At 62.4% G+C, this 23,828-nt stretch carries 25 protein-coding genes, 1 pseudogene and 1 riboswitch; of the genes and pseudogenes, 12 read left to right on the forward strand and 14 right to left on the reverse strand.

All coding sequences use genetic code 11. The annotated features are described in order from the left end of the window. Positions 1-9: 9 nt before the first annotated feature. Positions 10-870 (reverse strand): bifunctional hydroxymethylpyrimidine kinase/phosphomethylpyrimidine kinase, encoded by an 861-nt coding sequence (thiD, locus tag NHF53_RS01505; protein WP_252832819.1) that lies wholly within the window; start codon positions 868-870, stop codon positions 10-12. A gap of 48 nt (positions 871-918) precedes the next feature. Then, positions 919-1,015: riboswitch (TPP riboswitch) on the reverse strand. A 128-nt stretch (positions 1,016-1,143) separates the two neighbouring features. Between thiD and NHF53_RS01510 the strand changes: the two genes are divergently transcribed. Beyond that, entirely contained in the window at positions 1,144-1,944 is an 801-nt protein-coding gene (locus tag NHF53_RS01510; protein ID WP_252832820.1) for an AraC family transcriptional regulator, read from the forward strand. Between the two features lie 78 nt (positions 1,945-2,022). After that, positions 2,023-2,633 (forward strand): annotated as a pseudogene (locus NHF53_RS01515) (LysE family translocator). A 4-nt stretch (positions 2,634-2,637) separates the two neighbouring features. On the opposite strand, the gene NHF53_RS01520 reads toward NHF53_RS01515, so the two are convergent. Next, a complete protein-coding gene (locus NHF53_RS01520) occupies positions 2,638-4,221 on the reverse strand; it encodes a peptide chain release factor 3 (RefSeq protein WP_252832821.1) in 1,584 nt (527 codons plus the stop codon). A 91-nt stretch (positions 4,222-4,312) separates the two neighbouring features. Here NHF53_RS01520 and dut point away from each other — a divergent pair, with 91 nt between their 5' ends. Next, positions 4,313-4,783: a dUTP diphosphatase gene (dut, locus tag NHF53_RS01525; RefSeq protein ID WP_114363597.1), complete on the forward strand. Its 471-nt coding sequence runs from the start codon at positions 4,313-4,315 to the stop codon at positions 4,781-4,783. On the opposite strand, the gene NHF53_RS01530 is transcribed toward dut, so the two are convergent. Further along, complete coding sequence (locus tag NHF53_RS01530) at positions 4,780-5,238, reverse strand: Lrp/AsnC family transcriptional regulator (RefSeq protein ID WP_252832822.1); 459 nt, start codon at positions 5,236-5,238, stop codon at positions 4,780-4,782. The two genes, dut and NHF53_RS01530, sit on opposite strands and share 4 nt — an antisense overlap. A 106-nt stretch (positions 5,239-5,344) precedes the next feature. Between NHF53_RS01530 and NHF53_RS01535 the strand changes: the two genes are divergently transcribed. Together NHF53_RS01535 and NHF53_RS01540 are read left to right on the forward strand one after the other, a co-directional pair. Continuing rightward, positions 5,345-6,250, forward strand: a complete 906-nt coding sequence (locus NHF53_RS01535; protein WP_252832823.1) for a DMT family transporter — start codon at positions 5,345-5,347, stop codon at positions 6,248-6,250. Next, positions 6,247-6,549: an NIPSNAP family protein gene (locus NHF53_RS01540; RefSeq protein ID WP_114363600.1), complete on the forward strand. Its 303-nt coding sequence runs from the start codon at positions 6,247-6,249 to the stop codon at positions 6,547-6,549. The genes NHF53_RS01535 and NHF53_RS01540 overlap by 4 nt, the downstream gene beginning before the upstream one ends. A gap of 4 nt (positions 6,550-6,553) precedes the next feature. On the opposite strand, the gene NHF53_RS01545 is transcribed toward NHF53_RS01540, so the two are convergent. Further along, positions 6,554-7,186, reverse strand: coding sequence for a LysE family translocator (locus tag NHF53_RS01545; RefSeq protein WP_252832824.1), 633 nt, complete (start codon positions 7,184-7,186; stop codon positions 6,554-6,556). 141 nt (positions 7,187-7,327) lie between these two features. On the opposite strand from NHF53_RS01545, the gene NHF53_RS01550 reads away from it, so the two are divergent. Both NHF53_RS01550 and cysK read left to right on the forward strand, forming a co-directional pair. After that, the gene (locus NHF53_RS01550) at positions 7,328-7,945 is read left to right on the forward strand and encodes a LysE family translocator (protein ID WP_252832825.1); all 618 of its coding nucleotides are present in this window, start codon (positions 7,328-7,330) and stop codon (positions 7,943-7,945) included. Between the two features lie 136 nt (positions 7,946-8,081). Beyond that, positions 8,082-9,050, forward strand: a complete 969-nt coding sequence (gene cysK, locus NHF53_RS01555) for a cysteine synthase A (RefSeq protein WP_252832826.1) — start codon at positions 8,082-8,084, stop codon at positions 9,048-9,050. A gap of 81 nt (positions 9,051-9,131) precedes the next feature. Here the strand turns inward: cysK and NHF53_RS01560 are convergent, their stop codons facing one another. The 9 genes from NHF53_RS01560 to rsmI form a co-directional block, all read right to left on the reverse strand. Continuing rightward, on the reverse strand, positions 9,132-10,664 hold the full coding sequence (locus NHF53_RS01560) for a YifB family Mg chelatase-like AAA ATPase (protein ID WP_252832827.1): 1,533 nt from the start codon (positions 10,662-10,664) through the stop codon (positions 9,132-9,134). Positions 10,665-10,865: 201 nt separating this feature from the next. After that, positions 10,866-11,813 (reverse strand): glutathione synthase, encoded by a 948-nt coding sequence (gene gshB / locus NHF53_RS01565; RefSeq protein WP_252832828.1) that lies wholly within the window; start codon positions 11,811-11,813, stop codon positions 10,866-10,868. A gap of 88 nt (positions 11,814-11,901) precedes the next feature. Next, a complete protein-coding gene (locus tag NHF53_RS01570) occupies positions 11,902-12,402 on the reverse strand; it encodes a cupin domain-containing protein (protein WP_252832829.1) in 501 nt (166 codons plus the stop codon). Between the two features lie 140 nt (positions 12,403-12,542). Continuing rightward, positions 12,543-13,658, reverse strand: a complete 1,116-nt coding sequence (locus tag NHF53_RS01575) for a sn-glycerol-3-phosphate import ATP-binding protein UgpC (protein ID WP_252832830.1) — start codon at positions 13,656-13,658, stop codon at positions 12,543-12,545. A 14-nt stretch (positions 13,659-13,672) separates the two neighbouring features. Beyond that, positions 13,673-14,515, reverse strand: coding sequence for a sn-glycerol-3-phosphate ABC transporter permease UgpE (gene ugpE / locus NHF53_RS01580; RefSeq protein WP_252832831.1), 843 nt, complete (start codon positions 14,513-14,515; stop codon positions 13,673-13,675). A gap of 10 nt (positions 14,516-14,525) precedes the next feature. Further along, positions 14,526-15,407 (reverse strand): ABC transporter permease subunit, encoded by an 882-nt coding sequence (locus NHF53_RS01585; protein WP_252832832.1) that lies wholly within the window; start codon positions 15,405-15,407, stop codon positions 14,526-14,528. Positions 15,408-15,475: 68 nt separating this feature from the next. After that, positions 15,476-16,774 (reverse strand): extracellular solute-binding protein, encoded by a 1,299-nt coding sequence (locus NHF53_RS01590; RefSeq protein ID WP_252832833.1) that lies wholly within the window; start codon positions 16,772-16,774, stop codon positions 15,476-15,478. 121 nt (positions 16,775-16,895) lie between these two features. Continuing rightward, positions 16,896-17,279, reverse strand: coding sequence for a YraN family protein (locus NHF53_RS01595; RefSeq protein WP_252832834.1), 384 nt, complete (start codon positions 17,277-17,279; stop codon positions 16,896-16,898). Further along, positions 17,276-18,181, reverse strand: coding sequence for a 16S rRNA (cytidine(1402)-2'-O)-methyltransferase (rsmI, locus tag NHF53_RS01600; RefSeq protein ID WP_374591136.1), 906 nt, complete (start codon positions 18,179-18,181; stop codon positions 17,276-17,278). Before rsmI ends, NHF53_RS01595 begins: the two co-directional genes overlap by 4 nt. Positions 18,182-18,414: 233 nt before the next feature. Between rsmI and dnaN the strand changes: the two genes are divergently transcribed. The 3 genes from dnaN to pyrF all read left to right on the forward strand — a co-directional run bounded on the left by dnaN (position 18,415) and on the right by pyrF (position 21,039). Next, the gene (gene dnaN, locus NHF53_RS01605) at positions 18,415-19,533 is read left to right on the forward strand and encodes a DNA polymerase III subunit beta (RefSeq protein WP_252832835.1); all 1,119 of its coding nucleotides are present in this window, start codon (positions 18,415-18,417) and stop codon (positions 19,531-19,533) included. Between the two features lie 136 nt (positions 19,534-19,669). Further along, positions 19,670-20,263 carry a phospholipid N-methyltransferase PmtA gene (pmtA, locus tag NHF53_RS01610; RefSeq protein WP_114363640.1) on the forward strand — a complete coding sequence of 198 codons (594 nt, stop codon included), beginning with the start codon at positions 19,670-19,672 and terminating at the stop codon, positions 20,261-20,263. Positions 20,264-20,346: 83 nt separating this feature from the next. Beyond that, the gene (pyrF, locus tag NHF53_RS01615) at positions 20,347-21,039 is read left to right on the forward strand and encodes an orotidine-5'-phosphate decarboxylase (protein WP_252832836.1); all 693 of its coding nucleotides are present in this window, start codon (positions 20,347-20,349) and stop codon (positions 21,037-21,039) included. A gap of 23 nt (positions 21,040-21,062) precedes the next feature. Here pyrF and NHF53_RS01620 read toward each other — a convergent pair whose 3' ends face one another. Continuing rightward, complete coding sequence (locus tag NHF53_RS01620) at positions 21,063-22,235, reverse strand: NosD domain-containing protein (RefSeq protein WP_252832837.1); 1,173 nt, start codon at positions 22,233-22,235, stop codon at positions 21,063-21,065. Between the two features lie 31 nt (positions 22,236-22,266). On the opposite strand from NHF53_RS01620, the gene NHF53_RS01625 reads away from it, so the two are divergent. Further along, on the forward strand, positions 22,267-22,554 hold the full coding sequence (locus NHF53_RS01625; RefSeq protein ID WP_112685799.1) for a DUF1330 domain-containing protein: 288 nt from the start codon (positions 22,267-22,269) through the stop codon (positions 22,552-22,554). Between the two features lie 114 nt (positions 22,555-22,668). Beyond that, positions 22,669-23,649, forward strand: coding sequence for a complex I NDUFA9 subunit family protein (locus NHF53_RS01630; RefSeq protein WP_252832838.1), 981 nt, complete (start codon positions 22,669-22,671; stop codon positions 23,647-23,649). Positions 23,650-23,828: the final 179 nt, after the last annotated feature.

A 23,828-nucleotide genomic window follows, 5' to 3' on the forward strand; every position in this document is an offset into this window, starting at 1 on the left:
GCTAACTGGTTACGGTGCGCCTTCGTCTCTCCAGAGCGCATGAAAGTGGTGCACCGGCCCGTGCCCGGAGCCGACGTTCAGGGCGTCCGCGGCATTGATCGCTCCGGCGACGTAGGCCTTTGCGACAGCGACGGCCTCTTCCGGCAACGCTCCCTTGGCAAGCTCGGCGGCGATCGCGCTCGACAGCGTGCAGCCGGTACCGTGCGTGTTGCGGGTCGCAACGCGTGGCGCCTCGAACCAGGTAAGACCCGCGGCAGACGCGAGCACATCGGGACTGTCGGCTCCCGGAAGGTGTCCCCCCTTGACCAGCACCGCTTTCGCGCCAAACCGCATGAGGCGGAGCGCCTGACCGGCCATTTCGTCCCGATTGCATGCCTCGGGCTCTCCGAGAAGGGCCGCCGCCTCCGGCAGATTGGGGGTGATGACTGTCGCGATGGGCAGAAGCCGGCCGGTGAGAGCCGCTACCGCGTCATCCGTGAGCAGCGACGCGCCGCCCTTGGCGATCATCACCGGATCGAGAACCACCGGCACCTCGTGAAGACGAGCAAGGACATCGGCCACGGCTCCCGCAATCGCCACGTCGGCGATCATGCCGATCTTGACGGCATCCACGCGGATATCGGCGAAGACCGTTCGGATCTGCTCCGCCACGAAATCCGGCGGCACGACGTGTATGCCGCTCACGCCTTGGGTGTTCTGCGCCGTCAGGGCGGTCACGACCGCCATGCCGTAGACACCGCGCGCGGAGAAGGTCTTGAGATCGGCCTGAATGCCGGCACCGCCGGACGGATCGGAACCGGCGATCGACAGGACATTGGCAATCGCTGCTGCCGACGAGCTCCGCCCTGCCATATTGTGAATGTCGGTCATCTTCAGCCTCTCCGTGGCGGAGAGGTCACAAGACTTCGGCACTGCAGGCCTCGCCCCGAAACGACTCCCTCCGCCAGCATGATCTGGTTCAGGTTCAAAGGGTCCTTCTCAGCCCGCCTGCCGGCGGACGCCCCTGTCTCGCCTTTCTGTCGCACAGATCGCCGCGGCTGTCACCCAGACTGTCGCAGGACGGTTGCCGCTGGAAGACGAAACTGGCACTCTGCATGACGCTGGCAGAGCCCACCCAGCCAGCATTTCGGAGCCGTCGCGTGCATGAGTAAGGGCCGATTCAAAATTGCGAACACTGCGCTTTTCGGCGTGACCGCGGTCACTGCCGACACGCAACACAGCTTCCCGCGCCACACCCACGACGCCTTCGGTGTCGGGATCATCCGCCGGGGTGCGCAGAAGTCCCTGAGCGGGCGCGGCGTGGTGGAGGCGGGCCCGGGCGACATCATCACCGTCAATCCCGGCGAAGTGCACGACGGCGCACCGATCGGAGACCACGGTCGTTTCTGGCAGATGCTCTACCTCCTGCCGGAGACAATAGCGGCCGCGACACTGGACATCACCGACGGCGGCAGTGGGACGTTCGAGTTCGAACATCCGGTCATCCGTGACGCCCGCCTCGCGGGGCGCTTTCGACAGTTGTTTGCCACGACGACGGCAGACGACGGGGCGTTTCTCGAGGGCGAAACAGGACTTCTGGCACTCGTCGCCTCCGTGTTGCGGCCGCGCGCGACGGCGGCCGCGACGAAGAGTGCCGGCATCCGACGCGCTGCAAGACTGCTGGATGACGATCCAGCGCGCCCGGTAACTCTCGGAAGACTGGCGCAGGAAGCCGGCGTCAGCAAATTTCAGCTGCTGCGAGCATTCGTGAGGCAGACCGGGTTCACGCCGCACGCCTACCAGATCCAGCGGCGGATCGACATGGTACGACGCCTCATCGACGCTGGCTCTCCGCTTGCGGAGGCGGCAGCGACAAGCGGCTTCGCCGATCAGAGTCATATGACCCGCGCCTTCGTGCAGCGATACGGGGTGACACCCGGCGCCTATGCCGCGGCCGTCCACTGAAAGCCTGCTGCAATTCTGTTCAAGACCGGCGGCCGTGTTCCGGTGTTTGCTTTGCCCTCCCATGCAAGGAGAGCTGCAATGACCCCTGAATACCTCATGACGTCGCTGATCATCATCCTTCTGCCCGGCACCGGCGTCATCTACACGATTGCCCATGGCCTCGGCGCCGGCTGGCGGGCGAGCGTGATCGCGGCCTTCGGCTGCACGCTCGGCATCATTCCCCATGTCGCGGCGAGCATTACCGGTCTTGCCGCCCTCCTTCATGCAAGCGCGCTCGCCTTTCAGGCGTCAAGTATCTCGGGGTCGCCTATCTGCTCTTCATGGCATGGGGCATATGGCGGGACGAGGGTGTGCTTCAGGTCACCTCGGCCCGCGCATCATCGGGAGCAAGCAAGATCATCCTCGACGGCCTGCTCCTCAACATCCTCAATCCGAAGCTGTCGCTTTTCTTTCTCGCCTTCCTGCCGCAATTCGTGCCGGCGAACACGCCGAACGCATCCCTGCACATGCTGGTGCTGGCCGGCGTCTTCATGGTGCTGACCTTCGTGGTCTTCATCGGCTATGGCGTCTTCGCCGCGGCCACGCGGCGCCACGTCATCAGCCGGCCTCGGCTGCAGCTGTGGCTACGCCGGTCGTTTTCCGGTGCTTTCGCGGTCCTCGGGTTACGTCTGGCGCTCGCCGACCGATAGGAACTCACGCCGCCTTGGCGACGTGATATTCCTTGATGGCGACCATCTTGATGGCAGGGTACCGCTCCGCCTCGTAGCGAAGCGAAAAAGCGTCCTGCGCCATGAACACCGGATCGCCGTCGAGGTCGCGGCACATATTGCCCCGCTGCTGGGTCATGAACTTTTCGAGTTCGGCCGGCTGATCAGCGGAGATCCAGCGACAGACGGAGAAGCGCGGCATGTCGAAGGAAACCGGCAGGCCGTATTCCGCAGAAAGCCGCTCCTTCAGGACGTCGAGCTGCAGAGCGCCGACCACGCCGACGATCGCCGGCGACCCGTCCTCCGGCTGGAAGAGCTGCACCACGCCCTCCTCCGCCATCTGCTGCAGCGCTTCCTTCAGTTTCTTCGCCTTCATCGCGTCCTCGAGCCGTACGCGGCGCAGGATTTCCGGCGAGAAGTTCGGCACGCCCTGGAAGACCAACGGCTCCCCTTCGGTCAGCGTGTCGCCGATCCGGAGTGTGCCATGGTTCGGAATACCGACCACGTCGCCCGCATAGGCGGTGTCGGCAAGCTGGCGCTGGGAGGCGAAGAAGAACTGAGGAGCCGTCAGCCCCATCTGCTTTCCGGTGCGCGACAGCCGCGCCTTCATGCCGCGCTCCAGCTTGCCCGAGCAGATGCGGGCAAAGGCAATGCGGTCGCGATGGTTCGGATCCATGTTGGCCTGAATCTTGAAGACGAAGGCCGTCATCCGGTCTTCGGCAGCGTGCACCGTGCGGATGTCTGCCACCTGGTCGCGCGGCGGTGGCGCGAATGCGCCGAGCGCGTTGATGAGGTCACGAACACCAAAGTTGCGTAGCGCCGAACCGAAGAAGACCGGCGTCATGTGGCCTTCGAGAAACGCCTTGCGGTCGAACGGACGGCAGGCCTCGCGGGCAAGCTCCAGTTCCTCGATGAAGGCTTGCCGTTCATTCTCCGGCAGGTGTTCGGCGACGCTCTGCGGGCCATTGACCTTCAACGGCTCGACCTGGGTGTCGGAACCGCGGAACGTGTTGTCTGCCAGATTGTAGGAACCGCAGAAGGTCTTCGAGCGGCCGACCGGCCAGGTGACCGGTGCGGTGTCGAGGGCCAGCTTCTCCTCCACTTCGTCCAAAATCTCGAAGGGATCACGGCTTTCGCGGTCCATCTTGTTCACGAACGTGATGATCGGAATGTCGCGCATGCGGCAGACTTCGAAGAGCTTCAGCGTCCGCGGCTCGATACCCTTGGCGGCGTCGATGACCATGACGGCAGCATCGACCGCGGTCAGCGTGCGATAGGTGTCGTCGGCGAAGTCTTCGTGACCGGGTGTATCGAGGATATTGAAGACCTTGCCGTCGTATTCGAACGTCATGACGGATGTCACGACCGAAATGCCGCGTTCGCGCTCGATCTTCATCCAGTCCGAACGTGTCTGGATGCGATCTTTCTTCGCCTTCACCTCGCCGGCGAGCTGGATCGCCCCGCCGAACAGCAGCAGCTTTTCGGTGAGCGTCGTCTTACCGGCGTCCGGGTGCGCGATAATCGCGAAGGTGCGGCGGCGGGATACCGCCTCTGCAAGCGTTTCAGCCATGAGTGTGAATCCTGTGAATTGCCGCGTATCTAGCGATTAAAGGCCGGCATTGCAATTGACCTCGGGAGATCGCGCGCAAAGTAATGGAAGCATGAACATCCACAACGACATTCGCCCGACCGTCAAGCTTCTCCGTCTTCCCCATGGAGAGGACATCCCCCTGCCCTCCTATGAGACGGCGGGGGCCGCCGGCATGGACCTGCGCGCGGCCGTTGCCGAGGGCGCTCCGATGACGCTTGTGCCCGGCCAGCGGGCTCTGGTTCCGACCGGCTTCGTCATGGAGATCCCCGAAGGCTTCGAGGCGCAGATACGTCCGCGTTCCGGGCTCGCCTTCAAGCACGGCGTCACCTGCCTCAACACGCCAGGCACCATCGACAGCGACTATCGCGGCGAGGTCAAGGTGCTTCTCGTCAATCTCGGCGGCGAACCATTCGAGATCGGTCGGGGCATGCGGATCGCCCAGATGGTGATAGCGCCGGTCACGCAGGCGCGCATCACGGAGGTCACGGAGACTTCTACGACCGTGCGCGGTGCCGGCGGTTTCGGCTCGACCGGCGTCTAAATAACCGGCGGCAGACGCCGCTTGACGGTCGTCGACTTGATCATCGACGTGTTCGTCTGCGCCCGCTCCACCACGCGTTCGAGGATGCGGTCCAGATCGGTCATGCTGCGCACGGCCATGCGGCAAATGAAGCAGTCGTCACCCGTCACCTTGTCGGCCTCCGTAATCTCCGGCGTCTCCTGAATGATCCGCTCGACGATATGCAGCATGCCGGGCAACGGCCGCACGCGGACAATCGCCTGCAAGGGATAGCCGAGCGCTTCCAGCTCCACATCCGCGCTGTAGCCAATGAGCACACCGCGCTCTTCGAGCCGTCGCAGCCGCTCCGAGCAGGTCGGGGAGGAGAGCCCGGCGCGGGCGGCAAGTTCCTTGAGCGAAAGGCGAGCGTCTTCGGCAAGCGCTTCGACAATCTTCCGGTCGGCGCCATCCAGAAACTGAAGGAAATGCGTATTCACCGGCGTTTCTCCTAACTTTATTCTGCCTCCAGTATTGTATACCTCATTTCGAGAAAGCAAATCCGCATTCGTCTTCACTAGACTGCAACCATCCAAGGAGGTTGCCATGTCCCCTATCATCAAGAGCGGAATCCTCGATATGACCATTGCCATGGTGCTGTCCGGCACCATCGGCTGGTTCGTCCTGAAGTCGGGGCAGTCGCCCGTCAATGTTGTCTTCCTGCGCTGCCTGATCGGCGCTCCGGTTCTCGCGCTGCTCGCGCGCCGTGCGGGCATGCTCACTCTGCTCGACTGGCGCCGCCTGCTCTTGGCCATGCTCGGTGGTGTCGCACTCGTCCTGAACTGGCTCGCCCTCTTCTCGGCCTATCCGCTCGCTTCCATCTCGGCGGCAACGATCGTCTACAATGTCCAGCCCTTCATGCTCGTCGGTCTCGGCGTTCTCTTCCTCGACGAAAAGGTCTCCGCCAGCAAGCTCGTCTGGCTCGGGCTCGCCTTTGCCGGCATGCTGGCCATGACGCTATCCGGCCCACCGGTGGAAGGGAACGCCCAGGGCAATTATCTGCTGGGCATCCTGCTCGCGGTCGCCGCTGCCTTCTGCTATGCGGTGGCCGCCTTTTTGACCAAGCGGCTCAAGGGCACGTCCCCCTATCTGATCGCGCTGATCCAGGTGCTCACCGGCATTGTCATGCTGGCGCCCCTCGCCGACTGGCAAGCCCTGCCGTCGGCGCCCCGAGACTGGGCCATGGTGGCGACGCTTGGCATCGTCCACACCGGAGTGATGTATGCGTTTCTCTATTCGGCGATCCAGAAGCTGCCGGTCGTCATGACCGGCACGCTGTCCTTTCTCTATCCGGTCGTGGCAGTGATCGTGGACATGTCCGCGTTCGGACATGTATTGACGCCCGTGCAGGCGCTCGGTGGTGCTGCCATTTTGTTCGCGGCCATCGCGACCACGCTCAATCTCGCGCCAAGAGCGCTTCTCCTGCCGAAAAGAAAGGTCTCGCAACGATGATAACCTGCTATCTCCGCTATGTGATCGATCCCTACAAGGTCAGGGAATTCGAGCACTATGCGCGGCTCTGGATACCGCTGGTCGAGCGGCTCGGTGGCACGCACCACGGCTATTTCCTGCCACATGAGGGCGCAAACAACATCGCGCTGGCGCTGTTCAGCTTTCCTTCGCTCGCCGACTACGAGGCGTACCGGCAGAAGATGGCCGACGACATCGAATGCCAGTCGGCTTTCGCCTATGCGGACGAGACCCGTTGCATCCTCAGCTACGAGCGGAGCTTCATGCGACCGCTGTTCTGAGCCGTCAGCGCTGGGCTTCCGTTGCCATGCGCACTGCAAGCCCGGCGAGAACCGTTCCCATCAGCCAGCGCTGAATGGTCATCCAGAACGGTCGCCCGGCGAGAAAGAGCGCGATCGCGCCGGCACTCACCGCGATCATGGCGTTGACGGTGACGCTGATCGTGATCTGGGTGAACCCGAGAACCACCGATTGAACAAACACGCTGCCGGAAGACGGATCGATGAACTGCGGCAGCAGCGACAGGTACAGCACCGCCACCTTCGGATTAAGCAGGCTCGTGACGAACCCCATCGTGAACAGGCGCCGGGACGAATCCTTCGGCAGCTCGCGAACCTGAAAGGGTGAGCGCCCGCCCGGTCGCAATGCCTGCCACGCAAGCCATGCGAGATAGGCGGCACCTGCAAGGCGCAGGGCGTCATAGGCATAAGGTACCGCCAGCACCAGAACGGTGATGCCGAGCGCCGCCGACAGCATGTAGAAGACGAAACCGAGCGCCACGCCGCCGAGAGAGACGAGACCCGCTGCCGGCCCCTGGCAGATCGATCGCGACACGAGGTAGACCATGTTCGGTCCCGGAGTGAGCACCATACCGAGACAGATGAGACCAAAGGCGAGAAGCGAGGCGGTGGACGGCATGGCGTGTCTCTTCAATGAAAGGCTGCACAAGTGGAAAGCAGAAGGAAACGACACCGGCAACCATGATCGTGTCACCGTTGCAAGTTTGCCGCTGATCGGTTAGCCGTGCGAACATTCGTTCATCCGACCGGGGAGCCCGTCATGACCGCCGCCACGCTGCTCGCCTATGCCGGCGCACTCTTCATCGCGGCAGCCATTCCCGGCCCCGGTATGACGGCGATCGTGGCGCGGGCGCTCGGCTCGGGCTTCCGTCCGACCTTCTTCATGGGGCTCGGGCTGATCCTTGGCGATCTCTGCTACCTGACGGCGGTCGTCCTCGGCCTCTCCTATGTGGCCCAGACCTTTGTGACGCCCTTCCTCGTCATCAAATATGCCGGCGCCGTCTATCTCGGCTACATCGCCTACAAGCTCTGGACGGCCGGCCTGCTGCCGCAGGAGGTCCAGGCGCGCAAGGGCGGCGGCCTTGGTGCCTCCTTCCTCTCGGGTCTTTTCGTGACGCTCGGCAATCCGAAAACGATGCTCTTCTACGTCGCTCTGGTGCCGACGCTGATCCCGCTCCAGTCGATCGGACCGGCGGACTATGCCGCACTTGCCGGTATCACTTTCGTCGTTCTGCTGGCCGTGCTCATCCCCTATATCGTGCTTGCGGCACGCGCACGCACCCTGCTCAAGCAGCCTTCTGCGCTCAAGCTCCTGAACCGCGTGGCCGGCAGCATTCTGGCGAGCACCGCCGCCTATATCGCTGTCCGATCCGCCTGAAATAAATATTTGAGACCTTCGCCCAACCGGCGTGATTTTTCTCCCCCGACGACTTGCCGTAGGCAAAGGGTTCTAGCCGGGTGGGGACTTTGATCCTATTGTGCGCTCACCAAAACCGTACTGCAGGGAGAGCACCATGTCCGACACGAAGAAGCCCGGCCGCGGCCGTGTTTACAGCTCCATTCTCGAAACCATCGGCGACACGCCGATCGTCCGGCTCGACAAGCTGGCGAAGGAAAAGGGTGTCAAGGCGAACCTGCTCGCCAAGCTCGAATTCTTCAACCCGCTCGCCTCGGTCAAGGACCGCATCGGTCTCGCCATGATCGAGTCGCTCGAACAGCAAGGCAAGATCAACCCCGGCAAGACGGTGCTGGTGGAACCGACCTCCGGCAATACCGGGATCGCGCTTGCCTTCGCGGCGGCCGCCAAGGGTTACCGGCTGATCCTCACCATGCCGGAAACCATGTCGATCGAGCGCCGCAAGATGCTCGCACTGCTCGGGGCCGAACTGGTGCTGACGGAGGGCCCCAAGGGCATGAAGGGCGCGATCGCCAAGGCAGAGGAGCTCGTTTCCGAGCTGCCCGACGCCGTCATCCCGCAGCAGTTCGAGAATCCGGCCAACCCTGAAATTCACCGCAAGACGACGGCCGAGGAGATCTGGAACGACACCGCCGGCGCCGTCGACATCTTCGTCTCCGGCATCGGCACCGGCGGCACCATCACCGGCGTCGGCCAGGTGCTGAAGGCCCGCAAGCCTTCGCTCAAGGTCGTTGCCGTCGAACCCGCAGACAGCCCGGTCCTGTCCGGCGGCAACCCCGGTCCTCACAAAATCCAGGGCATCGGTGCCGGCTTCGCTCCGAAGATCCTCGATACGACGATCTATGACGAGATCGTCACGGTAACCAACGACGAGGCCTTCGAGAATGCACGTCTCGTCGCCCGTCTCGAAGGCGTGCCGGTCGGCATCTCTTCCGGTGCTGCCCTCGCGGCGGCAATCAAGATCGGCCAACGCGAAGAAAACGCCGGCAAAACCATCGTCGTCGTGATTCCCTCCTTTGCCGAGCGCTATCTTTCGACCGCACTCTTCGAAGGACTCGGAGGCTGAGGCACGCGCCTTCGCGATCCGCCATCAAGAATCATCTGCCGCTGATCCGGCCGTCCCTTCGGGCGGCCGGATCTTGATTGTTTACGCCGCCGCCGACAAACGCTCGGAGGGAATACGATAGGAAATCGCCTCGGCGACATGGATACGCCCCAGCCGGTCGGCGCCGTCGAGGTCGGCAAGCGTACGGGCGACTTTCAGGACACGGTGGTAGCCGCGGGCCGAGAATCGGAACTTCTCCGCCGCATCACGCAGGAGTTGCAGGCCGGACGGGTCAGGCTCTGCGAGCGTTTCGATCAACGCCGTCGAGCAGCGGGCATTGGTCATGACCTCTGGCAGCCCGGCCAACGCGAAACGCTCCCGCTGCCGATCCCGTGCCCGCCGGACGCGCCGCGCGACCTCCGCACTCGGCTCGGCGGCCATCGGGCGGATAAGATCGGTTGCCGCGACTGCGGGGACGTCGATGCGAATATCGATCCGGTCCATCAGTGGACCGGAAATCCGCCCCTGATACTCGGTGAGACAGCGCGGCCCTCTGGCACAGCTGTGCCCCGGCTCGCCCGCAAGCCCGCAGCGGCACGGATTCATGGCCGCTATCAGCTGGAAATCGGCGGGATAGGTGACACGATGGTTGGCACGGGCGATCACGCATTCACCCGTTTCCAGTGGCTGCCGCAATGCATCGAGCACCTGCGGCGCGAATTCCGGCAGCTCGTCGAGAAAAAGCACGCCTTTGTGGGCGAGTGACGCCTCTCCGGGCTTCGCCCGCAACCCGCCGCCGACGAGAGCCGCCATCGTGGCGGAATGATGCGGCGTGCGAAACGGTCGCCGGTCGGAGAGCTTGCCGCCGGACAGTTGCCCGGCGATCGAATGGATCATCGAGACTTCGAGGAGCTCGGGCGCAGAGAGAGCGGGCAGGATCGACGGCAGGCGCGAGGCCAGCATGGATTTGCCGGAACCGGGAGGACCAACCATCAGGAGGTTGTGGCCGCCGGCTGCCGCCACTTCGAGAGCACGCTTCGCACTCTCCTGACCGCGAATGTCGGCGAGATCTGGCAGATTGGCGGAAAGCGCACGAACGGCCGGCTCGGGTCGCGAGAGCACCTGGGTTCCCCGAAAGTGATTGGCGAGCGCAATCAGGCTACGCGGCGCCAGAATGTCGATCTCCGCCCCGGCCCACGCCGCCTCGGGTCCGCTGTCGGCGGGGCAGATCAGACCCTTGCCAAGCGCATTGGCGCCAATCGCCGCCGGCAGCGCACCGGCAATCGGGGCAATTGTTCCGTCGAGATTGAGTTCGCCGATGACCACGTAATCCGAAAGCGCATCACCGGGAATGGCGCCGAGTGCCGCCATGAGGCCGAGCGCAATGGGAAGATCGAAATGCGAACCTTCCTTAGGCAGGTCGGCCGGTGCGAGGTTGACCGTGACGCGCTTCGGCGGCAAAGCGAGCCCCGAAGCATGCAAGGCCGCTTGCACCCGTTCGCGACTCTCGGCGACCGCCTTGTCTGGCAGACCGACGATCTGCATGCCGATCTTGCCCGGCGCGACCATCACCTGCACGTCGACAGGAACCCCTTCGATGCCCTGAAATGCAACCGTACTGACACGCGCAACCATCGCCCGCCCCCTCGATCTGCCCCCTGGCATGGCGGGAAAATACATCTTCCGCGCGCTACCGATCGAACACTGACACGGATTTCAGGCAATGACAAGAACATTTGCAGAACAGATGTGCGCAATATTCCCGCATAGGTTTTAGATCGGTTGCATCCGAGAACAAACATCGTACGCCGTGGGCAGTAACGCCGCCCGGCAGTCTCAGGCGCGCTTTCTCTCGATTGCGTCCCACAGCAGGGCGGCAATGTCAGCGCCACCGAAACGCTTCACTTCACGGAGGCCGGTCGGCGACGTGACGTTGATCTCCGTCATGTAGTCGCCGATCACGTCGATGCCGACGAGGAGGAAACCGCGCTCTCTCAACGCCGGACCGATACGGGCGCAGATTTCCTTCTCCCGCGCCGTCAGTTCCGTCGCCTCGGCACGTCCGCCGACATGCATATTGGAACGGCTGTCAGTCTCGGCCGGCACGCGGTTGATTGCGCCCACCGGTTCCCCGTCAACGAGGATGATGCGCTTGTCGCCCTTGCGGACGTCCGGCAGGTAAGCCTGCGCGATGAAGGGCTCACGGAAGACCTGATGGAACATTTCCAGCAGCGAGGAGAAATTGCGATCGTCGCGGGTGGTATGGAAGACGCCGGCGCCACCATTGCCATAGAGCGGCTTCAAGATGATATCGCCCATTTCCTCACGGAAGCGCGCGATCTCGTCGTTGTCGCGGGTAATCAGCGTCGGCGGCATCAGGTCGGCAAACTCGGTGACGAATATCTTCTCCGGCGAATTACGGACCCAGGCCGGATCGTTCACGACCAACGTCTTCGGATGAATCCGTTCGAGAAGATGGGTCGAGGTGATGTAGGCCATGTCGAACGGCGGGTCCTGCCGCAGCAGGACGACATCCATCGTGGAGAGGTCGACGCGCTCCGGCGCTCCAAGCGTGAAGTGGTCGCCCTTGACGTCGCGCAGCTCCATCGGCTCGACGGTCGCAAAAACCCGCCCGTCACGCATGGTCAGCCGGTCGGGCGTGTAATGAAACAGACGGTAGCCACGCGCCTGCGCCTCGAGACTCATCGCGAAGGTGGAGTCGCCTGCAATTCCGATGCCGGACACATGGTCCATCTGGACCGCGATATTGGTGATCTTCGCCATTGCCTGCCCCTCGTTGAAAGCAGGTCAGATGTAGGTCGCCGCCGCCGCGATGGCAACGTCGCGGCGTCCTAATTTTCTGAACCTCGGTTCAACCGAAAAAGCCCCGACCAGACGGAGAGCGCAGTGCGTTGCGAATCCTGTAGAGGGTCGCGAGCGGTTCCGGAAACGGCTTGCGCAGGAAGGCGATCTTGCGGACGTAATTGTCGATCCGCCAGGTCGCCCAGGTGCCGCCGCGGAAATAGGCGATGTCGCCGGCCTTCAGTACTCTTTCGCTGCCGTCTTCCGCCGTGACATGAACCTCGCCCTCCTGGATCACCACAGTCTCGTCCCAGCCGAAGTACCAGCGGAACTCGCCGGCGGTGCAATCCCAGACGGCCGTCGAGCTCGCCTCGTCCGTACTCGTCGAGTGATCCCCGACGCGCGCGACGGGCGTTCCGCGAATGATCCAGTCCGGATTGATCGGAGCAGGCCTCAGCGCCAACATGCCACTGTTCGCCGCAACCACAGGCGGCTTCTCTCCGGGCTGCTGTTCCTTCGGCAGTGTGGCGAGCGCACCTGCCATGCTGACGAGAAGAAGCTTCAGAGCCATGTTCCATCCCTCGAAGACGTTGGTTTCGTGAGGAAGTAGCAGGCAGGCGTAAGAACACGATTAGCGCGCTCGCTAAAATTGTCTACAACCGGCGATTTCGACCTTTCCCGGAGACTGGTCTCCCGGTCGGAAGCGTCTGATCAAGCTGAAAGGACGCCGTGCCGAACGTCATTGGTGGACGCGACCGGCGGCATCTCTGCGAAAGGCTCGATCCGCCGGCCTGTATCGGCCGCAAAGAAATGCAGCCGTTCGGCAGGTGCCGTCACCCGCATGTCCGATGCGATCTCTGTTTCGAGACCGAGGGTGACCGTCAACGGCTGGCCGGCGACGAACCCGTGAACAAGGCGATGTGCGCCGAGCTCCTCGATGTAATCGACGGCGAACGGCAACGACGGCGTACCTTCCGCGGCGACGACAAGGTCCTCGGCACGCACACCGACGGTCACCGGCCCGGAAACGACTGCATGTCGCCCAGTCGCAATGCTCGTTTCGCCGATCCGCAGGCGGTCGCCATCGAGCACGCCCTTGACGAGGTTCATCGCAGGCGAACCTATGAAGCTCGCGACAAAGGTTGAGGCGGGATTGCGATAGACCTCCAGCGGCGTGCCGATCTGCTCGATCCGGCCGGCGTTCAGCACCACGAGGCGATCGGCAAGTGTCATCGCTTCCAACTGGTCGTGCGTCACGTAGAGCGCCGTGGTACCGAGACGCCGCTGCAGTCGGCGAATCTCGCCGCGCATGGTCACGCGCAGTTTCGCATCGAGATTCGAAAGCGGCTCATCGAAGAGAAAGGCTGCCGGCTTGCGGACGATGGCGCGGCCCATGGCGACACGCTGGCGCTGGCCGCCCGAGAGCGCCCTGGGCTTGCGCTTGAGATAGGGCTCAATCTCCAGCATGCGGGCGGCTTCCGCGACACGCGCCTCGATCTCCGCCTTCGGCGTCTTGCGGTTCTTCAGGCCATAGGCGAGATTGTCGTAGACCGTCATGTGCGGATAGAGCGCATAGTTCTGGAATACCATGGCGATGTCGCGGTCCGCAGGCTCCATCTGATTGACGATGCGGTCATCGATGCGGACTGTGCCTTCCGAGATGGTCTCCAGCCCCGCGACCATCCGCAGCAGGGTGGACTTGCCGCAACCCGAAGGCCCGACCAGCACGATGAACTCGCCATCGCCGATCTCGATGTCGATCGCCTTCACAGCATGCACGCCGCCGTCATAAATCTTCGAAACCTGGTCGATGTGAATGGAAGCCATGAGCTCAGCCTTTCCTATTTGTCGGTTTCCGTCAGGCCCTTGATGAACCAGCTCTGGAAGATCACGACGACGATTACGGGCGGCAGCATGGCGAGAACGGCCATGGCGAATGCCTCGTTGTAGTCGGGAATCTGCGAGCCGACCCAGACCTGAAGGATCTGCTTGATGCCGCGCATCAGGGTGTAGAAGCTCTCGTCCGTCGTCATCAGCAACGGCCAGAGATACTGGTTCCAACCGTAAACGAACATGATGATGAAGACCGCCGCGATCATGGTGCGCGACAACGGCACCAGAACGTCGATGAAGAACTTGATCGGTCCCGCGCCATCTATGCGCGCAGCCTCGAGCAACTCCTCCGGCACGGACTTGAAGAACTGCCGGAAGAAGAAGGTTCCGGTCGCCGACGCGAGCAGCGGCAGGATGAGCCCGGTATGGGTGTTCAACAGCCCGAGCTCGCTCATGACCTGGTAGGACGGCATGATGCGCACCTCGAGCGGCAGGAGCAGCGTCGTGAAGATCAGCCAGAAGGCCAGGGTCGCGAGACGGAAGCGAAAATAGACGATGGCATAGGCCGCCATCATCGAGAGCACGATCTTGCCGACGGCAAAGCCGACGCCGAGGATCAGCGAGTTCCACGCCATGGTCAGGCCGGTGACCTGGCCTGTAAAGCCGCCGCCATGGAACAGCACCTTGCTATAGGTTTCGTCGAACTGGTCGCCGATCGCCAACATCAGACCCTTGGAGTGAATTTCCGCAGCGCTGTGCGTGGAGGTGGTGAAGGCGACCGCCAGCGGCCCCAGCATCAGGACGACCCCGGCGATCAGGATCAGGTGGTCGAAGAACTTGGTTCGGTACATGCGCCCCTCCTCAACCGTAGTGAACGCGGCGTTCGATGAAGCGGAACTGGATCAGAGTCAGCACCAGCACTACCACCATCAGGATCACCGACTGGGCCGAGGACGAACCGAGGTCATTGCCGCGGAAGCCGTCGAGATAGACCTTGTAGACCAGCGTGATCGGGTTGTTGGCCGCCTTATCCTTCACGATCACGTCGATCACGCCGAAGGTGTCGAACAGCGAATAGGTCATGTCGATGACCAGTAGGAAGAAGGCCGTCGGGGTCAGCAGCGGCAGGATGACCGTCCAGAATCGCCGCGTACCGGACTTGCAGTCGATCGCCGCCGCCTCACGGATGGAAGCGGGAATGCCCTGCAGGCCGGACAGGAAGAAGATGAAATTGTAGGGGATCTGGTTCCAGACGGCGACCGCCACCATGGCGAATGCCGTGTCGAAGTAGTTGATGCCGACCTTCATGTCCCACCCGAACAGTGCGACGAAGTGCACGAAGGGGCCGATATGCTGGTCGAAGAACATCATGCCGATCAGGCCCGCGACCGGCGGGGCAATGGCATAGACGACAATCAGCAGCGTCTTGTATGCAGACTGGCCGCGGATGACGGCATCGGCCTTCAGCGCCAGCAGCAAGCCGAGCGACAACGTCAGGAACGTCACGATCAGGCTGAAGGCGATCGTGAAGCGGGCGATCTTGAGATATTCCGGCGAGCTCAGGGCGTCGGTGTAGTTGCTCAAGCCAACGAAGCTCTCACCGAAGCCGAACGGATCTTCGATGAAGAACGAAGAACGGATTGCCTGGGCCGACGGCCAGTAGAAGAAAATCACGATGATCGCGAACTGCGGCAGCAGGAACAGATAGGGCAGAAATCGCGAAGAAAACTGGACGCGCTTCATCGGGTGCCTTTCAAAGCAAACCCCGGGGGCGAAAACCCCCGGGAGCTCAACACATCAGGTTCCGGAAATCAGCCGGCGGTCTTGGCGAAGCGGGCGAGCAGCTCGTCGGCTTCCTTCTTGATGGCTTCCATCGCATCCTTCGGCGTGGTTTCGCCGGAGAAGATGCGGTTGTACTCGCGTTCCATCACGGTGCGGATCTGCGGATAGAAGCCCATGCGATAGCCCTTGTCCCACTCGGCGCCCGGCAGCGAGAGCTGCTGAATACCGACTTCGGCGGCCGGCTTCTCGTTGTAGTAGCCTTCCTTCTTGGCGAGCTCGTAAGCTGCCTTGGTGATGGCGACGTAGCCGGTCGACTGGTGATAGAACTTCTGGATCTCAGGCGAGGTCAGGAAGTGGAAGAAGGATGCGACACACTTGTTTTCGGCTTCCGGCTTGCCGGCCATGGCGAACAGCGAGGCGCCGCCGATGAAGGTGTGAACGCCTTCCGGAATGATCGACTTCCAGTAGGGCAGGAAGGTTGCAGAGAAAGGCATGGTCGCAGTCTTCTGCAGGCCACCGAACGAACCCGAGGAACCGATCCACAGCGCAACCTTGCCTTCTTCGAAGGGTTTCTGGTTGTCCGACCAGCCGGCGCCGTAATAGCCGAACAGTCCCTGGTCGTACCAGGCCTTCAGCTTTTCATACATCATGACGTGGTTCGGATCGGTGACGTTGATCGTCGTGTCCGTGACGCTGTCATAGCCGTTGTTGTTCGAGGCGAATTGCAGGTTATGGCGTGAGAAGAAATTCTCGGTGAATTCCCAGGTGAGCTGCGACTGGACGAGCGGGATGTAGCCGGCCTCTTTCAGCTTCGGAGCAATGGCTTCGAACTCTTCCCAGGTCTTCGGAGCTTCGACACCGGCCTTCGTCAGGGCGTCGGTGTTCACGTACATGATCGGCGCCGAAGAGTTGAACGGCATGCCGACGAACTTGCCGGTGGAGTCGGCGTAGAAATAGCGGACGCCTTCGATGAAGTCGTCGCGATTGAAATCATAGCCGGCATTCTTGATCAGATCTTCGGCCGGAACGACAGCGCCCTTGGCGTTGATGATGGTGGCAGCGCCTGCATCGAAAACCTGCAGGATGTTCGGCTGCTCACCGGAACGGAAGGCCGCGATGCCGGCGGACAGGGCTTCTTCGTAGGTACCCTTGGAGACCGGCGTCAGCGCGCATTCGCTCTGAGCCTCGTTGAATTTCTGGGCCACCTCGTTGATGACTTCGCCGTTGCGGCCACCCATACCGTGCCACCAGGTGATGTTGGTCGCGGCAAACGAGGTCGAGGCGGTCATCGACAGGGCGACGGTCGCCAGTGAAAGCTTCTTGAACATGGAAAAATCCTCTCCGCCAATATTGGGGTGAGGAGTGCATATTCGGCTTCTGTGACGCCACCTTAAAACTTCTATGTCATTCCCGTGACAATTTGGAGGATTTGCTCCAGGCAACGCATGCTTAGAAAGCATCCTCGAAGTGTCGAGGAATGCGAGCGGGACGGACAGCGATAATGTCATATCGGAGCGACAACTCCGCCGCGTCCCGTTGCCGCGAGAGCCAGATCGCGCTCGCCGCGCGTATGCGCTTCTGGGTATGGAAGCTTACGGCATCGACTGCGCTACGTTCCAGTCGCCGGGCTTTCACCTCCACGAAGACCGCAAGTGCGCCCTTGCGCGCGATGATGTCGATCTCTCCGGCGCGGGTACGAAAGCGCAAGGCGACGATGCGGTACCCCTTGATAAGAAGAAAAAGCGCCGCAACGTACTCGGAAAAGCGCCCGCGTCGTTCTGCCTTGAGCCGCCGACCGTCGGGTTTTCTCTCCTCCAGCCGGCCTTTGCTCATTTCTCGACCTTGAGCTCGAGAATCCGCTGGTAAAGGTCCTTGCGGAGCAGGCCCGTCTGCCTTGCCGCCTCGGTTGCCGCCTTGCCGGCGGGGAGATCGACAGCAAGGCGCTTCAGGAGCGTGTCGACGTCGTCCTGCGCCGGCGCCTCCGGGGGAGCGGGCGGGCCAATCACCAAGACGATTTCGCCCTTCACGACCCGGTCGCCGTCGTAGTAGGCCGCGAGCTCTGCGAGAGTGCCGCGCCGGAATTCCTCGAAGGTCTTGGTCAATTCGCGGCATACGCAAGCTGGACGCGCAGCACCGAGTACATCGGCGGCGGCGGCCAGCGTGTCTCCGATGCGATGCGGCGACTCGAAGAACAGCAGCGTACCGGGAACCTGCCGCACCTCCTCCAGCCGGTTCCGTCGCGCCTTGTCCTTTGTCGGCAGGAACCCCGCGAAGAAGAAGGCGTCATTCGGCAGGCCGGAACCGACGAGAGCGGCGAGCGGCGCCGACGGACCAGGAATCGGCACTACGCGGCAACCGGCCTCGATCGCCATGCGCCCAAGTCGGTAGCCGGGATCTGAAACCAGCGGCGTGCCGGCATCGGAAACCAGTGCCACGGATCTTCCCTCCGCAAGCGCCGCAAGCAGCTTCGGACCTGCCGCCTCTGCATTGTGTTCGTGATAGGCGATCGGCCGGTTATGGATGCCGTAGCGATCCAGCAGAACGCGGGTCACACGCGTGTCTTCGCAGGCGAGCACGTCCGCGCCGGCAAGCACCTCGAGCGCCCGCAGAGTAATGTCACCGAGGTTGCCGATCGGCGTTGCGACCAGATAGAGCGCAGGTTCGAGCGGCCGCGCGGCGATCACCGTATCATAGAGGCGGTAGGTCTTCGGGGACGCCTCGGCGTTCTTCCGGATGTCAGTCACGATGGGCGTCCTTTCGGGGATGGCAAGGGCCTTTATGGTTCAGCGTCCGCCTTCCGACAAGGCCGTCGTGCGCAATCCACGCGCTCACGCGCGATGCCTCTTGCAATCGACCGCCTTTTGCTGCCATTTTGCGCGTCCACATTCTCGGGCCGACGAACAGCGCGGCGTCATATTGCGGCCATCCCAGCTCCCCGGATGGCGACAGGTCGAAAGCGGTAAAGTCTATGCGTATCACTCTTGAACGGTCCAACCTCCTCAAATCGCTGAACCATGTCCATCGCGTGGTCGAACGTCGCAACACCATCCCGATCCTGTCGAACGTGCTGCTGCGGGCGGAGGGCGCCAGCCTCGACATGAAGGCCACCGACCTGGACCTCGAGATCACCGAGGCAACCCCTGCCATGGTCGAGCAGGCAGGCGCGACGACCGTGCCGGCCCACCTCCTTTATGAGATCGTCCGCAAGCTGCCGGACGGGGCCGAGGTCTTGCTGGCCACCACGCCGGACGGCGCCTCGATGACGGTCGCCTCCGGTCGCTCCAAGTTTTCGCTGCAGTGCCTGCCGGAATCCGACTTCCCGGATCTCACCGCCGGCACTTTCAGCCACGCCTTCAAACTGAAGGCCTCCGATCTCAAGATGCTGATCGATCGCACGCAGTTCGCGATCTCGACGGAAGAGACCCGCTACTATCTGAACGGCATTTTCCTGCACACGATCGAGAGTGCGGGTGCGTTGAAGCTCCGGGCAGTGGCGACTGACGGGCACCGGCTGGCGCGTGCCGACGTGGAAGCACCGTCCGGCTCGGAGGGCATGCCGGGGATCATCATCCCGCGCAAGACCGTCGGCGAATTGCAGAAGCTGGTCGACAATCCCGATCTCGTCGTCACGATCGAAGTTTCGGATGCGAAGATTCGCTTCACCATCGGCTCGATCGTCATGACCTCGAAGCTGATCGACGGCACCTTTCCCGACTATCAGCGCGTCATTCCGACAGCGAACGACAAGGAAATGCGCGTCGACTGCCAGACCTTTGCGCAGGCGGTCGACCGCGTATCGACCATCTCGTCGGAACGCGGGCGTGCGGTGAAACTCGCGCTCTCCGACGGTCACCTGATGCTGACGGTCAACAATCCCGACTCCGGCAGCGCGACCGAAGAGGTCGCGGTCGGATACGAAAACGACCCGATGGAGATCGGCTTCAACGCCAAGTACTTGCTCGACATCACCGCGCAGCTTTCCGGCGACGATGCGATCTTCATGCTCGCCGACGCCGGATCGCCGACGCTCGTTCGCGACACGGCCGGCGACGACGCCCTCTACGTGCTGATGCCGATGCGCGTCTAGGGGGCTGGGCGATTCCACTGGATTTCTGCTCCGTGTGCGCCATTTAGTCTTGTTTTTGCGACAAAGCAGCGCAACATAGCCGAAGCGGCTGCGTAACTGCCGCCGCACGCATCCGGTCGCTGGTGAGGATTAGGCCATGGTACGACGTTTGAAGGAACGGTTCGAAAAGAAGTTCGACGAGGAGATCCGGTTCTTCAAGGGCATGATGCAAGGGCCGAAACTGGTTGGCGCCATTGTCCCGACCTCCTCGATCACTGCAAAGAAAATGGCGAGCATCGTCAATCCGAACTCCGGGTTGCCGGTCCTAGAACTCGGCCCTGGCACCGGGGTCATCACCAAGGCGATCCTCGCCCGCGGCGTACCGGCGGAAAGACTCGTCTCCGTCGAATATTCCGAAGACTTCTACAATCACCTCAAGGACACTTATCCGGCAGTGAACTTCATCCACGGCGATGCCTTCGATCTCGACCGCACGCTCGGCGCGCTCGCGGGTCAGAAGTTCGATTCCGTGGTCTCTGCCGTTCCGCTTCTGAACTTCCCGATGCAGGATCGAATCCGCCTTCTGGAATCGCTTCTCGACCGGCTGCCGCCCGGTCGCCCGGTGGTGCAGATTTCCTATGGACCGGTATCGCCGATCATTGCGAAGCCCCATAGCTATCACATCCAGCACTTCGACTTCATCGTCCGCAACATCCCGCCGGCGCAGCTCTGGATTTATCGCCGGGCATAGCCGGCAATGTTCACCTTCTCCCTTGCGGACCGCCGCGTCACGTGCGACTGGACGGCGATGGAAAACTGGCCGGGAGTGAACCCTTGACCGCACGAGAACGCCTCATCGTCGGACTGGACGTACCGACGCTGCGTGAAGCCGAAACGATCGTCGACAAGCTTTCGGACGACATTCTCTTCTACAAGATCGGCTACCAGCTTGCCTTTGCCGGCGGACTCGAGTTTGCCCGCGATCTCGCCGCATCGGGCAAGAAGATCTTTCTCGACATGAAGCTGCTCGATATCGACAACACGGTCGCGGCTGGTGTCGAGAACATTGCGAAGATGGGCATGTCGATGCTGACGCTCCACGCCTATCCGAAGGCGATGCGTGCAGCGGTCGAGGCCGCCAAGGGCTCCGGCCTCTGCCTGCTCGGAGTGACCGTGCTGACGTCCATGGACGAAGGCGATCTTATCGAGGCCGGCTACGAATACGATCCGCACACGCTCGTCCTGCGCAGGGCCGAGCAGGCACGTGCGGCCGGCATGGGCGGCATCGTCTGCTCGGCAGAAGAGGCGCGCGCCGTTCGCAAGGTCATTGGTCCCGACATGGCGCTTGTCACACCGGGCATCCGGCCGGCCGGTGCAGATCGCGGTGACCAGAAGCGGGTCATGACACCCGCCGACGCCCTGAAGGCGGGTTCCAGCCATCTCGTCGTCGCCCGCCCCATCGTCAAGGCGCCGGATCCGAAGGAAGCGGCGCGCGCCATCCTCGCCGAAATGGCCGAGGTCCTCTGACCTCAGTACCAATCCGGACGCCGCTATTTTCGCTCGGTGTTGAGCACCATGGGGGATATGGCGCCTTCAAAGCGGTTTCCGGCGAGGACGTTATCGACCGCCCGATCGCGGGGATCGAGGCTGCTGCCGAAGGGATACCTCGGATCGACCTTGCAGTACCATTTCCCGACGTCGCGGTGATTGAGCCAGATTGCCGGATAGGCAACGATACTCGAACGGTAGACGAAGCGATTGTCGATGATCCGGTTGGATCTGGGTTCCTGGTGGCGGATGGTTCCCCCTTCTCCACAGTTGCGATAGACGAAAATGCCGCCCTTCGTGGGATTCCGGAAAACGTTGCCGGAGATGACGTTTCGCGCCGAGCCATCAACGGCGATCATTTCGCGGTCGGCCTTGATGGAGAAGCGATTGCCGGAGATGACGTTTTCGGCCGATTCCGCATCCAGGTAGATCACGGTCTTCGCTGATTTCCCGCGTATGGTGGAGTTCGTCAGCGACGACTTCGTCACCCCCGGGCCGAAATAGAGGGGGATCGTGCCGACTGCTTCAACGGAGATATTCGTCAGTTCGATGCCGGAGGGAGCGTTCCGCTGCGCGTTGGCGGTGTGATCGCGAGTGAGGGAAGATTTTCGTACGTCCTCTGCTTCGCCGTTCGGGCCGAGACCGGTCAGACGTATGTTTCCGACGATTTTGCAGTTCGTGATGCGTATGTCTCGAGGAACACTCCAGCCGGAATCGCCGGGCAGCTTCTGAGACCTGACGAGGACTGTCGGCGCTCCTACGCTGTATTTCATCTTGGAACTGCCGAGCGTTGCTCCTTGACAATCGAGGCTTACCCCCGAAGCGGCCTCGCCGGCAAACACCAGCTTCCGGGTAATCACGTCGTCCGGTCTCAGTTGAAGGTCGCAGTCCACATTGATCCGATCATCCTTGCCGTCGGGCGCACTTCTCAACTTTTCGTAGAAGGCCGCATCACACATCTTCGCCCGGGCGTCCGTCGACCATCCCAAACTGAAAATCATCGCCGTGACGGCGATCATAATGGATTCATGCAAGGCCGTCCGACCGGACGCTTCCCACCGGGACCATGGCTTCAATGTCGTCTCCCTTTGCGAATGCGATGTGATTCCGGAACATACGGGCCCGCACGTTAGCCCGAAATGAACAAACTTGACCCCTCCGTCGAATTCACTCAAAACCGCTGGACAGACCAGACAGGAGGACAGGATGCCCAAAGGTTACTGGATTGCCCGCGTCGATATCCGCGATCCGGAGCGTTACAAGGATTATGTCGCGGCAGCCAAACCGGCCTTCGAGAAGTATGGCGCCACGTTCCTCGCCCGCGGCGGCGCGTTCACCGAGCTCGAGGGGAAGGCCCGCGCACGCAACGTGGTCATTGAATTCCCCTCCCATCAGGCCGCCGTCGACTGCTACAATTCGCCGGAGTACCAGATCGCCGCAAAGATCCGCCAGGAAGTCGCGGATGCCGAGATGGTTGTCGTGGAAGGCGTCTGAAACGCCGATCCAGACGGCCTCTCTGCGGCGCGATGGCACTTCACGTCGCGGAACGATTCGTCTAATAGACACCCTGAAGTCAAACTGCCCAATTCTCTCCGAGGGAGCCTGCCAATGACCCTGTCCAATCTTCCGCCGCTCGTGACCGTGTTTGGTGGATCGGGTTTCGTCGGGCGGCACATCGTGCGCGCGCTCGCCCGCCGCGGCTACCGCATCCGCGTCGCGGTCCGCCGGCCGGATCTCGCAGGCTTCCTGCTGCCGCTGGGCAATGTCGGCCAGATCTCGCTCGTCCAGGCCAACCTGCGCTACCGCGCCTCGGTCGACAAGGCAGTCGAGGGCGCGAACCATGTCGTCAACTGCGTGGGTATCCTGTTCGAGAGCGGACGCAACCGCTTCGACGCCGTCCAGGACTTCGGCGCCCGCGCGGTGGCGGAAGCGGCCCGCAATGCCGGCGCGAGCCTCACCCATATTTCGGCGATCGGCGCCGACGTGAACTCCGAATCGCAGTACGCGGTTACCAAGGGCAAGGCGGAGGCCGCAATCCTCTCGACCAAGCCGGATGCCGTGATCATGCGCCCCTCGATCATCTTCGGACCCGAGGACAGCTTCTTCAACAAGTTCGCCGCCATGGCCCGCAAGGCGCCGTTCCTGCCGCTGATCGGCGGCGGCAAGACCAGGTTCCAGCCGGTGCACGTCGGTGATGTCGCAGAAGCGGTTGCCTGCTCCGTCGACGGCAAGCTCAACCGAGGCAAGATCTACGAACTCGGCGGACGCGAGATCCTCTCCTTCCGCGAATGCATGGAGATCATGCTTGCGACGGTCGAACGCCGCCGCGGTTTCCTGAGTCTGCCGTTCGGGGTGGCTTCATTGCTCGCCGGCCTCATGTCGCTCGTGCCCTTCGTGAAGCCGCCGCTCACCGGCGACCAGGTGAAACTCCTGAAGAAGGACAACGTCGTCTCCGAGGCGGCGAGGGCCGAAGGTCGCACACTCGAAGCGATGGGGATCACTCCGGTTACCCTGGAATCGGTCCTGCCGTCCTACTTGGTGCAGTACCGTCCGCACGGGCAGTTCACCGGGGCCGGCAAGGAGGCGTGACGCCTTCTTTGAGACTCTGCCACGGCGTTGGCGTTGCACAAATGACGCAGTGGCAAAGTACCTTTGTTAACCGTCAATTCAGCAAGATCTTCTATTGAAGAAGTGACCAGCAATGCGTAGATCGTCCACCGCGTTCGGGCGCTGCGTTGTTGCGTTGACGGAACGCATACCATCATTCC

Origin of the sequence: Ciceribacter sp. RN22 (assembly GCF_024054295.1) — a bacterium.
GTDB lineage: Bacteria > Pseudomonadota > Alphaproteobacteria > Rhizobiales > Rhizobiaceae > Allorhizobium > Allorhizobium lividum.